The sequence below is a fragment of the Primorskyibacter flagellatus genome (genome assembly GCF_900176485.1).
In the GTDB taxonomy this organism is placed as follows: Bacteria; Pseudomonadota; Alphaproteobacteria; order Rhodobacterales; family Rhodobacteraceae; genus Primorskyibacter; species Primorskyibacter flagellatus.
In genome coordinates this window covers 66,750-80,209 of the sequence record NZ_FWYD01000005.1, presented here as the reverse complement: position 1 = coordinate 80,209, position 13,460 = coordinate 66,750, and the positions used below count along the sequence as shown (strand labels likewise).

The 13,460-nt window shown below is 58.6% G+C and carries 12 protein-coding genes; 8 read left to right on the top strand and 4 right to left on the bottom strand.

Going from position 1 to position 13,460, the window contains the following annotated elements; translation table 11 throughout:
* Positions 1 to 3: 3 nt before the first annotated feature.
* Genes B8991_RS09755 through B8991_RS09740 form a run of 4 tightly spaced genes read right to left on the bottom strand, consistent with a single transcriptional unit; the run spans position 4 to position 4,343 of the window.
* The gene (locus tag B8991_RS09755) at positions 4 to 1,017 is read right to left on the bottom strand and encodes an ABC transporter permease (protein ID WP_084352806.1); all 1,014 of its coding nucleotides are present in this window, start codon (positions 1,015 to 1,017) and stop codon (positions 4 to 6) included.
* Positions 1,014 to 2,540 carry a sugar ABC transporter ATP-binding protein gene (locus tag B8991_RS09750; protein ID WP_218673206.1) on the bottom strand — a complete coding sequence of 509 codons (1,527 nt, stop codon included), beginning with the start codon at positions 2,538 to 2,540 and terminating at the stop codon, positions 1,014 to 1,016. Before B8991_RS09750 ends, B8991_RS09755 begins: the two co-directional genes overlap by 4 nt.
* A gap of 32 nt (positions 2,541 to 2,572) precedes the next feature.
* The gene (locus tag B8991_RS09745) at positions 2,573 to 2,806 is read right to left on the bottom strand and encodes a hypothetical protein (protein ID WP_084352805.1); all 234 of its coding nucleotides are present in this window, start codon (positions 2,804 to 2,806) and stop codon (positions 2,573 to 2,575) included.
* A 13-nt stretch (positions 2,807 to 2,819) separates the two neighbouring features.
* A complete protein-coding gene (locus tag B8991_RS09740) occupies positions 2,820 to 4,343 on the bottom strand; it encodes a UxaA family hydrolase (protein WP_084352804.1) in 1,524 nt (507 codons plus the stop codon).
* Between the two features lie 113 nt (positions 4,344 to 4,456).
* Here B8991_RS09740 and B8991_RS09735 point away from each other — a divergent pair, with 113 nt between their 5' ends.
* The 8 genes from B8991_RS09735 (at position 4,457) to B8991_RS09700 (ending at position 13,445) form a co-directional block, all read left to right on the top strand.
* On the top strand, positions 4,457 to 5,143 hold the full coding sequence (locus tag B8991_RS09735) for a GntR family transcriptional regulator (protein WP_218673205.1): 687 nt from the start codon (positions 4,457 to 4,459) through the stop codon (positions 5,141 to 5,143).
* Positions 5,144 to 5,154: 11 nt separating this feature from the next.
* Entirely contained in the window at positions 5,155 to 6,192 is a 1,038-nt protein-coding gene (locus tag B8991_RS09730; RefSeq protein WP_084352803.1) for an aldo/keto reductase, read from the top strand.
* A complete protein-coding gene (locus tag B8991_RS09725; RefSeq protein WP_084352802.1) occupies positions 6,193 to 6,624 on the top strand; it encodes an RbsD/FucU family protein in 432 nt (143 codons plus the stop codon).
* A gap of 310 nt (positions 6,625 to 6,934) precedes the next feature.
* On the top strand, positions 6,935 to 8,410 hold the full coding sequence (locus B8991_RS09720) for a mannitol dehydrogenase family protein (RefSeq protein WP_084352801.1): 1,476 nt from the start codon (positions 6,935 to 6,937) through the stop codon (positions 8,408 to 8,410).
* A 283-nt stretch (positions 8,411 to 8,693) separates the two neighbouring features.
* Positions 8,694 to 10,016 (top strand): D-amino acid dehydrogenase, encoded by a 1,323-nt coding sequence (locus tag B8991_RS09715; protein ID WP_328588496.1) that lies wholly within the window; start codon positions 8,694 to 8,696, stop codon positions 10,014 to 10,016.
* Positions 10,017 to 10,083: 67 nt separating this feature from the next.
* The gene (locus tag B8991_RS09710; RefSeq protein WP_084352799.1) at positions 10,084 to 10,770 is read left to right on the top strand and encodes a D-lyxose/D-mannose family sugar isomerase; all 687 of its coding nucleotides are present in this window, start codon (positions 10,084 to 10,086) and stop codon (positions 10,768 to 10,770) included.
* Between the two features lie 258 nt (positions 10,771 to 11,028).
* Positions 11,029 to 12,027, top strand: a complete 999-nt coding sequence (galE, locus tag B8991_RS09705) for a UDP-glucose 4-epimerase GalE (RefSeq protein WP_218673204.1) — start codon at positions 11,029 to 11,031, stop codon at positions 12,025 to 12,027.
* A gap of 191 nt (positions 12,028 to 12,218) precedes the next feature.
* The gene (locus tag B8991_RS09700; RefSeq protein ID WP_084352797.1) at positions 12,219 to 13,445 is read left to right on the top strand and encodes a GAF domain-containing sensor histidine kinase; all 1,227 of its coding nucleotides are present in this window, start codon (positions 12,219 to 12,221) and stop codon (positions 13,443 to 13,445) included.
* Positions 13,446 to 13,460: the final 15 nt, after the last annotated feature.

Genomic DNA, 13,460 nt, shown 5'->3' with positions numbered 1-13,460 from the left:
ATGTCAGTTGGACTTCTTGCGGCGCATCATATCGGCATAAACCGCCAGAATGATGATCGCTCCGGTAACGACGGTTTGCCATTCCTGCGCGACGGACAGAACCCGCAGGCCGTTGGTCAACACCGCCATGATCAACGCGCCGATCAACGAACCAAGGATCGAGCCGCGCCCGCCGGACAGCGATGTGCCGCCGATCACGACCGCCGCAATCGCTTCCAGCTCGTATCCCAGACCCAAAGCAGGTTGTGCAGAGTTCAGACGCGACGCAATAAGCAGGCCGGCGATGCCGACAATGGCACCCGCCAACGCGTAAATGGCGATCTTCCAGCGATCAGTGTTCACGCCCGACAGGCGGACCGATTCCTCGTTGGACCCAAGCGCAAAGCAGTAGCGGCCCAGAACGGTGCGATTCAGGATATAGGCGGTTAACGCAGCAACGATGAACAGGATCAGCACGCCATTCGGGATTGGTAGCGCAGGGATCAGGTTGCCAATCAGCGATCCGCGAGAGATTTCGCTGAACCCCGGCGTGTCGTTGAAATAGATCGGGCGGGTGCCTGAAATCACAAGGCTCAGACCCTTGAGGATCAGCATCATGCCGAGCGTCGCAATAAACGGCGGAATTTTCATCTTCGCCACGAACGTCCCGGACAGTGAACCGGCAAGCGCACCCGTTGCGATGGCCGCAACGACACCCAGCAAGAGCGGCATTCCCGCATAGGTCAGAACCACGCCGGTTATGACGGCGCAGAACGTCATCATGGTGCCAACCGACAGGTCGATGCCGCCGGTGATGATGACCAAAGTGACTGCGACAGCCAGCACCCCATTGACGGAGGTTGCTTGCAGAATCGCGATCATGTTCGACGCCTGCATAAAGTTGGGCGACGCGATGGAGAACCCGATCAGCAACACGATCAGACTGGCAAAGGCGAGCACACGTTGGTGGGTGCCTGCCGCGATGATGCGCGCCAAGGTCGATCTGGGCGTGTTGACTGTGGTCGTGGTGCTGGTCATCGTGTCTCCTCCGCGCCGACCAACGCGCTCTCGCGCTGCGTGGCCAGTTCCATGATATCTTCCTGTGTGGTATTTGCGCCGCCCGGCAGAATGCCGGTCAACCGCCCTTCGCACATCACGGCAATGCGGTGAGAAAGGCGCATGACCTCGGGCAATTCCGACGAGATCACGATGATCGCGCGGCCCTGTGCCGCAAGATCCTCCAGCAATGCGTAGATTTCCGATTTTGCGCCCACATCAATGCCGCGCGTCGGTTCGTCAAAAATCAGAACGTCGCAGTCGCGCAGCAGCCATTTGGCGATCACGACTTTCTGCTGGTTGCCACCAGACAGAAGCCGCACGTCCTGCATGTCCGAGGGTGTGCGGATACCAAGGCGCTCGATATACTTCACCGCAATGCGTTTCATCGCAGCTTCATCCAAAACGCCTGCGCGGTTGGTGAATTGGTCCATATTGGCCATTGCGATATTGGCGCGGACGGTCATGTCGACGGCAAGACCGAAATGTTTGCGATCCTCGGACAGATACCCGATGCCCGCGTCGACGGCCGCATGAGGCGTGCGAATATTCACCGGTTGGCCGCCGACCAGGATCTCGCCCGCATCGCGCGGATCGGCCCCAAAGATGATCCGCGCCACTTCGGTGCGCCCCGCGCCCATCAGGCCCGCAAAGCCCAGAATTTCGCCTTTGCGGACATCAAAGCTGACATCGCGCACATCTTTGCCGCGCGACAGGTTGCGCACCTCAAGCGCGACAGGGCTTTGTGACGTGTCAGGAAAAACCGGCGCATTCTGCGTCACTTCCCGGCCAACCATAAGTTGGATGATTTTCGAAAGCGGTGTGTCGGCTGCATCCACCGTGTCGATATAGGCACCATCGCGCAGGATGGTCACGCGGTCGGCGATGCGTTTGATCTCGTCCATGCGGTGGCTGATATAAACGATGCCCACCCCATCGGCCTTGAGCCTTTCGATCACCTTGAACAATTCAGCGATTTCAGCGTCATTCAGCGCGGCTGTCGGTTCATCCATGATCAGCACGCGCGGATTATAGGACAGCGCCTTGGCAATCTCTATCAGTTGTTGACGGGCGATGGTCTGGGTGCTGACCTGCGTGCGCGGATCCATGGCCAGTTGAAGCGAGGCGAAGATCTCTGCCGTCTTCTTGTTCAGCGCCGCTTCGTCGAGCCTGCCGAAACTGCGGCGCGGCTCTCGCCCGATCAGCACATTTTGTGCGGCAGTGAGGTCATTCATCAAGCTCAGCTCTTGATGAATGATGCCTATTCCAAGGTCCTGGGCCGCGCGCGGGCTGTCGGGGGTGACAGGGTTGCCATCGACGAACATCTCGCCGCCGTCGCGGGCGTAAATGCCCGACATGATTTTCATCAAGGTCGATTTGCCAGCCCCGTTCTCGCCCATCAGGGCGTGAACTTCTCCCGGCTTCAAAGAGAATTGCACGGACTTGAGCGCGTGAACGCCGGGAAAGCGCTTCTCGATGCCCTTCATTTCGACCAGATAACTCACGTCTTGTAGCCCTCCCAAGCCAGTCGTTCGCGCTAGATCGTTGCCTCGTCTTGGTCCGGAAAAGGGTGCCGGGTGCCACAGCAATTTTTGCCGCGCGACGCATACATGTCGGTTGAGGTCCGAGAGTTTCCCGAAGCCAAACGCCCGATCATCCGAGACACAAAAAGGTCTGTTTTTGCGTGGCCCTGCATAAAACCAGCGTGCAGCGCAACATCCGTGCCCCGGTCCGTCTTGGCTGTCAGGAAAATGGCGTCGTTGAGCATCATTTCGATCTCATGGTCACATGACCGCCCCGATCTGCCAAGGGACAAACTCGACCCCGCCAAATCCCAGCTCTTCGCTTTTGGTCTGCTCGCCCGAAGCGATGCGGATAAACATCTCAAAAATGTCGCGGCCCTTGTCCTTCAGGCTGACGCCTTCACTGATAATATCGCCGCAGTTTACGTCCATGTCATCTTTCATGCGGCGATACATTTCCGAATTCGTGGCGATCTTGATGCACGGCGTCGGCATATATCCTGAGACGGATCCCCGCCCGGTCGTAAAGACAATCAGGTTTGCACCAGAGGCAATCTGACCAGTGACGGAGCAGGGATCAAATCCGGGGCTATCCATGAAGACAAAACCTTTTTTCTCGATCTTCTCGCCAAACAGATACACATCCGTCAGAGGCGCGCTGCCGCTTTTTGCAACGGCCCCAAGTGATTTTTCAAGGATCGTGGTCAGGCCACCGCGCTTGTTACCGGGACTGGGGTTGTTGTCCATCTCGCCGAGATTTCGGGCGGTGTAATCTTCCCACCACCGCACGCGGTCGATCAGCTTTTCGCCCACTTCGACCGACACCGCGCGACGGGTCAGCAAGTGTTCGGCACCGTAGATTTCAGAGGTTTCCGACAGGATCGTTGTACCGCCGTGGCGCACCAACAAGTCCGAGGCAACGCCCAGCGCGGGATTTGCGGTGATGCCGGAATAGCCGTCCGAGCCGCCGCATTGCATCCCGACCATCAGTTCGGATACCGGTGCCGGTTTCCGGGTGGCCTTGTTGGCCAGATCTGCGATGCCGTGCAGCTCTGCAAGACCCTTCTCGATCGTCTTGCGGGTGCCGCCTTCGTGCTGAATGGTCATATAGCGCAGCGCGCCGTCCGCGCGGATCGGTCGTCCCCCCACAAGGGCCGAAACCTGCATCACTTCGCATCCAAGTCCGATCAGCAGAATGCCGCCGAAATTGGGATGCTGCGCATAGCCCGAAAGGGTACGGAACAGCGTGTCATAGCCCTCGTTCTCGCCAGACATGCCGCAACCGGTACCATGCGTTATGGGAACGATGCCGTCGATATTCGGATAGGCATCAAGCAGGCCGGATTTTTCGGCGGCTTCCGCGATGAATTTGGCGACGGAGCCGGAACAATTCACCGATGTCAGAATACCAAGGTAGTTTCGCGTGCCCACGCGCCCGTCGGCGCGGTGATAGCCCTCGAACGTTCGGGTATCAGGCACTGCATCAAGCGTGGCCGCCTCGCTGGCATATGCGTAATCGCGGGAATGTTCCCCCATCCCAAGGTTTTGGACATGCACATGCTCGCCAACAGCAATATCGGCAGTCGCCTGACCGATGATCTGACCGTAACGAAGGACGTTTTGGCCCGCCGCAATCGCCGCAACCGCAACTTTGTGCCCCTGCTTGACCGGTTGCAAAAGCGCAGGCCCCGCGGTGCCGTCTGTCTGACCGGCGGACAGATCGTCCAATGCAATCGCAACATTGTCCTGCGGATGTAGGGTTAGCAAGCGTGACCGCTGGCTCATAGATGCGTTCCTCTGGCTGATTGCTTGGCCGCGTCGTTACCCTATGGCGTAGCTTGACTTGCACTACCTGTCAACTAACATGTCAGTTCAGGAATATGGAAATACCCGCACCCATGGTCACGCTAGATATCACCGAATTGGAAGGTCCGCTGGGTCAGCGTGTCTATGTTGCGCTGCGCAACCGCATTCTGGACATGACGCTAAAGCCCGGCGCGGTCTTGCGCAAAGGTGCCCTGTGCGAACAGCTTGGCGTGTCCCGATCTCCGGTGTCAGAAGCGTTGGGGCGGCTGTCTTCGGACGGTCTGGTGGACATCATTCCACAATCGGCAACCCGCGTATCGCAATTTTCGATGGCCGGGTTGCGCGAGGACAGCTTCCTGCGGGAGGCCGTCGAGGTGGCCGCCGTTGCGCGGGTTGCCGAAATACGCACTGCTGAACAGCTCAAACAACTTTCAAGAAACCTGCGATTGCAAACCTTGCTGGTCGAGGATGAGGATTTTCAGGGCTTCTTCGAGGCCGATCTGACATTCCATGAACTGATCCTCGGCTTTACCGGATTTCCCAAGGTTGCCCTTGCCGCAGGTCAGATGTCGCTTCAACTTCAACGCGCGCGTATGTTGATCTTGCCGGAACGCGGTCGCCCCTCCGAAACCGTGACAGAACATATGGCGATCCTCAAAGCGATCAAAGCGCAGGATGTGAACGCGGTACGATCCGCCATGACGGGTCATCTGAGACAACTGATAAGCCGGATAGAACCGCTTGAGCGTCTGCACCCTGAATTTTTTCGCCCCAACTGAAAAGATCTCTGATGAAATTGTCTCGAACCAACGTTCTCAACCACCGCACAAAATCCCCGCTCAATCTGACACAGCTTGGGTTCGGGGGGGCTCCCTTGGGAAACCTCTATCGCAGGATCGCGGATGAGACGGCCCAAGCCACGCTTGATGCGGCCTGGGACGCAGGCATCCGATATTTTGACACGGCACCGCAATACGGCCTGGGTCGGTCGGAAATGCGGTTTGCAGAAGCTTTGTCCCGCTTCGATGTCAGCGCGCTGACGCTGTCGACCAAGGTCGGCCGGGTTCTGCACGATTGTGCGCCCGAGGATGTCACCCCCGAGGCATTTGTCGATGTGCCGCAAAAGCGGATCGTCTTCGATTACACCTATGACGGCGTCATGCGCAGCTATGAAGACAGTGTCGCGCGGCTTGGCACCGACCGGATTGATATCCTGTTCCTGCACGACATCGACGCGGGCACGCATGGCGCTGAAGGCAGCGAGGACAAACTACGCGAACTTTTCAATCAAGGCGGTTACCGTGCCCTCGCCGAGTTGCGCGATGCGGACCAAATCGCGGCCATCGGGGCGGGTGTGAACACATGGCAGATTTGCGAACGCCTGCTGGGCGAGGCGGATTTTGACGGATTTCTGCTGGCCGGACGCTATACGCTGCTGGAGCAGGACCCGCTTGACAGTTTTCTGCCACTTTGCACCAAGCGGGATGTGGGGATCATTCTGGGCGGGCCGTACAATTCTGGGATCCTTGCGACCGGCGCGGTAGAAGGCGCAAGATATGACTACGCGCCCGCACCCGAGGACGTACTGCAGCGAGTCCGCAGACTAAGCGAGGTCTGCACCGCCCATGAGACACCGCTGATTGCCGCCGCTCTTCAATTTCCGTTGGCCCATGAAGCCGTAAAGACCGTGATACCCGGTGCGTCTACGCCCGACGAGGTGCGCCAGAACATCGAAATATTCGAAACGCCCATACCCTCCGCCCTGTGGGCCGATCTGAAATCGCAGGGGCTGATCCACCCGGAAGCCCCTTTGCCGGAGGACGCATAGATGCTTCGCAACATTCCGCCCATCCTGTCGCCTGACCTTCTTCACAGTCTCCGCGCCATGGGCCACGGCGATGAGATCGTCATCGCGGATGCGAACTTTCCGGCGACGGCCTTGGGCTGTCGCTGTCATCGTCTTGACGGGGTGACCGCCACCGACGTTCTAAAAGCGGTCCTGACCGTGCTGCCGCTGGACAGTTTCGTCCAAAACCCCGCGCATGTCATGCAAGTCGTCGATGATCCCGACGCCGTGCCACCTGTCGTCGCCGCGTTTCAGACGATCATCACCGATACCGCCGATATTCCCGCGACTTTGCACAGGCTGGAACGCTTTCGGTTTTATGACCGCGCCAAATCCGCCTTTGCAATCGTGCAGACCGGCGAGACACGGCTATATGGCAACATCCTTCTGAAGAAGGGCGTGATCAGCAACTGAGGCACACCCGGCCAGAAACTGACCCGACCGAGGCGTTGGCCTGCAATTTGCGGAATTGCCGCATCATTGGACGGCTGGGGTTGAATCGTCGCGGGCATCGGCCTTCGGTTTGACATGCCGACGTCTACTGGCTTCACTGTCGAGTCTGCTGCGAACCATATCGATCAAAGCCGATAGTCAGGACATTGTCGGTGCGGGCGATCTTCCCTATAAGCGGGATGACGCCTTGTTTTGGCTCACTTGGCGCACGCCCTGAAAATGATTTTACCGGTATGCTGGCGCCAAAGCACCCGGAACTGGGGTTGGCACAATGAATGCACCGCGCCTGACTGACATCACCCTGCTCAATGGACCCGCCGAAGGCCCCGGCTACTCACCGGAGGCGCATGGCGCGGGCATTGTGCATCTTGGGGTTGGCGCATTTCACCGCGCCCACCAAGCGGTGATGACCGATGACGCTTTGGCCCGGCAGGGCGGTGATTGGCGGATTATTGGCGTCAGTCTGCGTTCGACGGCGATTGCGAAGGAACTGAACCCTCAAAATGGCCTGTATACCCTGATCGAACGGGACGAAAACGGAACCAAAGCCCGTATCGTGGGCGCGGTCCAGAAAGTCATCGCGGCCAATCCCGCCGCCACGCTGGATGCGCTTTGCGATCCGTCTATTCGTGTCGTGACACTTACCGTGACCGAGAAAGGCTATGGCATCGACCGTCAAGCGCGGGGACCAGACGCTGCCCACCCGGCCGTCAAGGCGGATCTGGCGCAACCGGATGCCCCCGCCGGTGTTCTGGGATTGTTGACCGCCGCTATCAAGCAACGCCGACAGGCGGGGCATGTGCCATTCACAGTGCTGTCTTGTGATAACCTTCCTGAAAACGGCGCGTTGCTGCGCGATGGTGTGATCGGCTTTGCAAAGCTGTCCGGGGATGCGGAGCTGAGCGATTGGATCGCACAGAATATCGCGTTCCCGTCCTCGATGGTGGATCGGATCACCCCCGCTTCGACTGACGAAACCCGCGCCGAGGCCCTTCGTCAAACCGGCTGCGAGGATCAGGCGACGGTCGAAACCGAACCGTTTATCCAATGGGTGATCGAAGATCATTTCCCCTCCGGCAGACCGCAATGGGAAGAGGGCGGCGCGCTTTTCGTATCGGACGTGGCACCTTATGAGAAAATGAAACTGACAATGCTGAACGGCAGCCACTCAATGCTTGCCTATACGGGTTTTCTGGCCGGGCGGCGCTATGTGCGGGACGTGATGGCGGACCCGGCGATTGCCCAGCTTGTAAAAAGGCACCTGAAGGCCGCCGGTGATTTGTTGCAACCTTTGCCGGGCATTGATGTCGCGGACTATGCCGCAGCCTTGGCGCAGCGGTTTCGCAACCCGGCGATTGCACACGAAACCTATCAGATCGCGATGGATGGCTCGCAGAAATTGCCACAGCGCATCTTTCAGCCCGCGCTTGTCGCTCTGGATACCGGAAGCGACCTGCGTCCTTTTGCATTTGCTACGGCGATGTGGATGCGGTTCTGTCTTGGCCGCCTGGACGATGGCACCGCGCATGATTTGCGCGATCCGCGCGAGGTTGAAATCACCGCTGCCCTTAGCGATGTGCCGCGCAGCGCAAGCGCCATATCCGATGCCGTGCATATCCTGCCAAACCTCATCCCCCAACGTCTTGGCGAGGATTCGGATTGGCGGGCGCATATCGAACAGGTCCTGTCAGCCGCATTGGACCAAGGATGCCTTTCCGCAATCCAGCAAGAGGCGCGCCGGACGTAACGTGCGCGACCCTGCCGATTACAGAGTTTAGCCGGCGTCGAGTCGCTTCTTTGTCCAGGCAGTGCGATCAATATAGAGCAGGAGGATGGAAGTCAGGGAATACTGCCTCCATTCCCCCAAGATGCGAGACAAGCGATTTCCGGCTCAGCTAGCCCGTAAAGAAATCCCATGCTCGGATTCCGAGTTGTCCTGCCGCTCTGGCAAGGGTTCTCCCCTCTGGCTCCGAACCTAGTGCCCATGATTTTCTGCATGTGTCGGTGTTTGCCGTGCGCAGATTTCCCACTTGCCTTGCACCCCGCACCGTTCCGTCGCATCGTGCCTCGAACGCAATTGGAAGGCATTTCCCATGAGAGTCGTCATTTTGGGCGCGGGCGTCATCGGCGTCACCACCGCGTATTACCTTGCCAAACAGGGTGCGGAAGTGGTGGTCATCGACCGTCAGTCCGGACCGGGGCTGGAGACCAGCTATGCCAACGCGGGCCAGCTGAGCTATGGCATGACGTCGCCATGGGCCGCCCCCGGCATTCCGATGAAAGCCGTCAAATGGATGTTCATGAAACGCCGTCCGCTGTTCATCTGGCCGCTTATCAGCCCGACCATGTGGAAATGGTGCGTGCAGATGGTCCGGAACTGCAATGAGGAAAGCTATCGCATCAACAAGGGTCGCATGGTGCGCGTGTCCAGCTACTCACGTGATGTCATGCCTGATCTGATCGCCGAGACCGGGATCGACTATGACGGTCGCGCGCAAGGCACCTTGCAGTTGTTTCGGACCGCCAAGCAGATGAAGGCGTCCAAGGCCGATCAGGACATTCTGGCCGAATACGATTCCCCCTACGAGGTGCTTGGCCGCGACGCCTGCATCGAAGTCGAACCGGCACTGGCAGAGGTGCGCAACAAGTTTGTGGGCGGCCTGCGCCTGACCGCCGACCGCACCGGCGATTGCCGAATGTTCACCATCGCATTGACGGAAAAATGCGTCGAGATGGGGGTCGAGTTTCAATACGGTCAGTCGATCAAATCCATCGCGATCGAGGATGGCAAGGTCGCAGGCGTGGACACAGAAATCGCGGGGCGCATCACCGGGGATGCCTATGTCTGTGCCATGGGCAGCTACGCTGTGAACGTGCTGAACCCAATCGGCATCAAGCTGCCCGTCTATCCGGTCAAGGGCTACTCGGTCACGCTGCCCGTCACCGATGATGCGTTTGCGCCGCAATCCACGATCATGGACGAAACCCACAAGGTTGCGATCACCCGGCTGGGCGACCGCATCAGGGTGGCGGGCACGGCCGAGATCGCAGGTTACTCCGACCGTCTTGGCCCACACGCCACGGACACCGTGAAACATGTGATCGGCGATCTGTTCCCAAAGGGCGGCGACATTTCAAAGGCCGAAGGCTGGACCGGCCTGCGCCCGATGACGCCCGACGGCACGCCGGTTCTGGGGCCGACGCAATATAACAACCTTTTCCTGAACACGGGGCACGGCACCCTGGGCTGGACCATGGCTTGTGGCTCCAGCCGTGCCGTGGCTGACGTGGTGCTGGGCAAGACGCCCGAGATCTCCTTCGATGGGCTTACGATGGCACGGTATCAGAAATGATGCTGCGCTTTTCATCCGGACGGCGGCGGAGGTCGATTGAAATTTCTGACACTGATGGGGTCGCAGCATGAAGCGTTCACGCATAAACGAAATCCTGATGGCGGCGGATGACATGATCCGGCAATACGGGTTTGTCCTTCCGCCCTTCGCCTATTGGACACCCGAAGAATTCAAGGCCCGCAAGGACGCGGCCCGCAATGTCATCGACGCCCGCTGCGGTTGGGATATTACCGATTACGGAGCAGGCGATTTCGACAGGATGGGCCTGTTCCTGTTCACGCTGCGCAATGGGCGGCTTGCGGACCTGCAACGTGGCGGCGGCATGTGCTACGCTGAAAAACTGCTGATTTCGCGACAGGATCAGCTTAGCCCGATGCACACGCATGTCATCAAGGCCGAGGATATCATCAACCGCGGCGGCGCGACGCTTGTCATCGAACTGTTCGGGTCTGACGATCAAGGCGGGTTCGCGCAGGACAAGGGTGGCACTGTCTTCTGCGATGGTATCCGGCGCGATTACGCCCCCGGCGAAAAGCTGTCCCTTGCGCCGGGGGAAAGCGTCACCCTGATGCCCGGAGACTGGCATGCCTTCTGGGGGGAAGGCGGCGATGTGCTTGTCGGCGAAGTCTCGACCGTCAATGACGACGAGACGGACAATATTTTTCGCGAACCGATTGGCCGTTTCGCCAGGATCGACGAAGATGTGGACCCCAAGCACCTGCTGGTCAGCGACTATCGGACTTGGCTGGGCTGACGGAAATCTCTGGGACAGAAGTTTCCGGTCGCGGCTCGGGCCGACGGTGAAAGGCAGCGGTCCTGTCTTCAGTTGCTGACCACCGGAGGTGTTTTCACAAGGTTACTGATCCGCCCCGACAACGGCCTTTGCTTGAGTTTCGGCGTGACCCATGCCTATTAGTTTCTTGCGGATAACTGAGGGTAGCTGCGTCAGAAAGACGGACGTGGCGTGCTCTACCTAACCAGCCGGCCGGGCAAGATTAAGAGGATCATCAAGTTGAAATCCAAAATACTTGTTTGCGGCGGCGCGGGGTACATCGGCTCTCACATGGTGCGGCAGCTGGTTGAGCGAAGCTATGATGTTGTCGTTTTCGATAACCTGTCGCAGGGCAATGCCGCGTCCGTACCTTCGACGGTGCCGCTGATCGAAGGGGATCTTCTGAACACGGACGCACTGGCCCGACTGTTCGCTGAGCACAGGTTTGACGCGGTTTATCACTTTGCCGCGCTGATCGCCGTGGGCGAGTCGGTGGTGGCACCGGATATCTACTACCGCAATAACGTGGTCGGCACGCTGAACCTGCTGGACGCGATGCGCAAAGCCGATGTGGACCGTATCGTGTTCTCCTCCACCGCCGCGACCTTCGGAAACCCGCAAACCGCGTTGATCGCCGAAAGCCACCCCCAGAACTCGCTCAACCCATACGGACGCACCAAGCTGATGATGGAACAGGTGCTGGCGGATTACGGTCACGCCTTCGGTATCCGCTCTGTCTGCTTTCGGTACTTCAACGCCGCCGGTGCCGACCCATCCGGCGAGATCGGCGAAGCGCATGAACCCGAAACCCATCTGGTCCCCAATATCCTGCTGGCGGCCCTTGGTGAGCGGGACATGCTCGATATTAACGGCAACGATTACGACACGCGCGATGGCACCTGCACACGCGACTATATCCACGTCAACGATATTGCGTCGGCTCATCTGGCAGCTCTGGATTACATGGATGCAAATCCGGGTGCGCATGACTTCAATCTCGGCAATGGCAATGGTTTCACGATCATGGAAGTGCTGGAGGCGGCCGAAAAAGTCACGGGCCGGAAAATTCCCTATCGTATCAAGCCAAGACGTGAAGGAGACGCCGCGACGCTGGTGGCCGACAGCAGTCGTGCGAAAACCCTGTTGGGCTGGACGCCCGAGATGCCGGATATCGAAATGATCATAAAAACCGCATGGGACTGGCACCAGGCACCAAAATACGGGCCCTACGCTGGGTAGCGTCCCGCAATGGCTGGTCGATGGCCCCGCGATATGTGTGTCATATGACGTAACCTTATGTTTTTTCGCTGGTATTCTTTCTGTCGCATGATTAGCAGCCAGCCCAGATGGTTGCTTTGCATCGTGAAGTTACTGGACGGCATTATCGCGCCTTTTTACACTGGGAAGATGCAAAGACGGAAAACTGTGCCATGGATCAACAGGCGACTACCGAACTTCAAAACCACCGCGCGTTTTTGGAGGGACAGCACGACTTTCAGGCTGAAATAGAAACAATTCTCAGCAGTGAAACGATTGGCGTCATCCTGGAAACCGTCATGCTGGCGACCGGCACTCGGTTTGCTGCGGTTGCACGCGTGACTCAGGACCGCTGGGTTGCGTGTCGTACCGTGGACGAAATCAACTTCGGCCTGCAAGCTGGAGACGAGATCAACATACGCTCTACCTTTTGCAGAATGGTCCGCGACACATCGGAAAGGATCGTATTTGAGGATGTGAGCACTGACGAGGTCTATGCGGGACATCCCATTGCGCAAGAGTTCGGAATTGTAAGCTACGCCTCGATTCCGATCTTTCGCAGCGATGACTCTTTCTTTGGGACGCTTTGCGCGATTGATACCGAACCGCGGAAGCTTCGGCACCCCAGGGTTTTGGCCATGTTGAAGATGTTTGCCGACGTCATCGGCCGCAGTCTGGAAACCGAAGAGCGCCTGGAAGCGCAAGAGCAGTTGGTCGATCACGAAAAGGAAATGGGCAAGCTACAGGAAGAATTCCTTGCCGTTCTCGGCCACGACTTGCGCAATCCGATCGCCGCCCTCAGAGCAGGTCTGCGACAACTCGTTCGGCACCCGGAACCCGAAAAAGTTGCGGTTTTGTTGCCGTTGATGACTCAATCCGTCCACCGGATGCAGGAATTGACAGAGAACATGATGCTGCATGCCAAGGCCCGGCTGGGCGGTGGCATTCGTGCAGAGATCATTCCGAACGCACCGCTTGCGGAAGCGATCCGCCACGTCGTCGACGAGGTGCGGGCGGCGTCCCCGAACCACCGGGTCGAATTGACCATGAACTTCGACGAGACCATCAGTTCGGATGCGCAGCGCATCGGTCAGGCCGTGTCGAATATGCTGGCGAACGCGGTACAGCACGGCACGGAAGAGCATCCGATCCATGTTGTCGCCAAGGACGTGGAGTCGGGCGTTCAGATATCGGTGGCCAACAGGGGAGAACCGATCCCCGACGGACTTCGGAGCGCGCTGTTCAAGCCGTTCAACCGCGGTATCCACGCCAAGGGCGAGGGTCTTGGGTTGGGTCTGCATATCGCCGCATCCATTGCCAAGGCGCATAATGGCCAGCTGGATGTCAGTTGCGTGGACGGGGTCACGACGTTTTCGATGGTTATTCCGAAACTGACCTAGAAACGGCGACAAAGG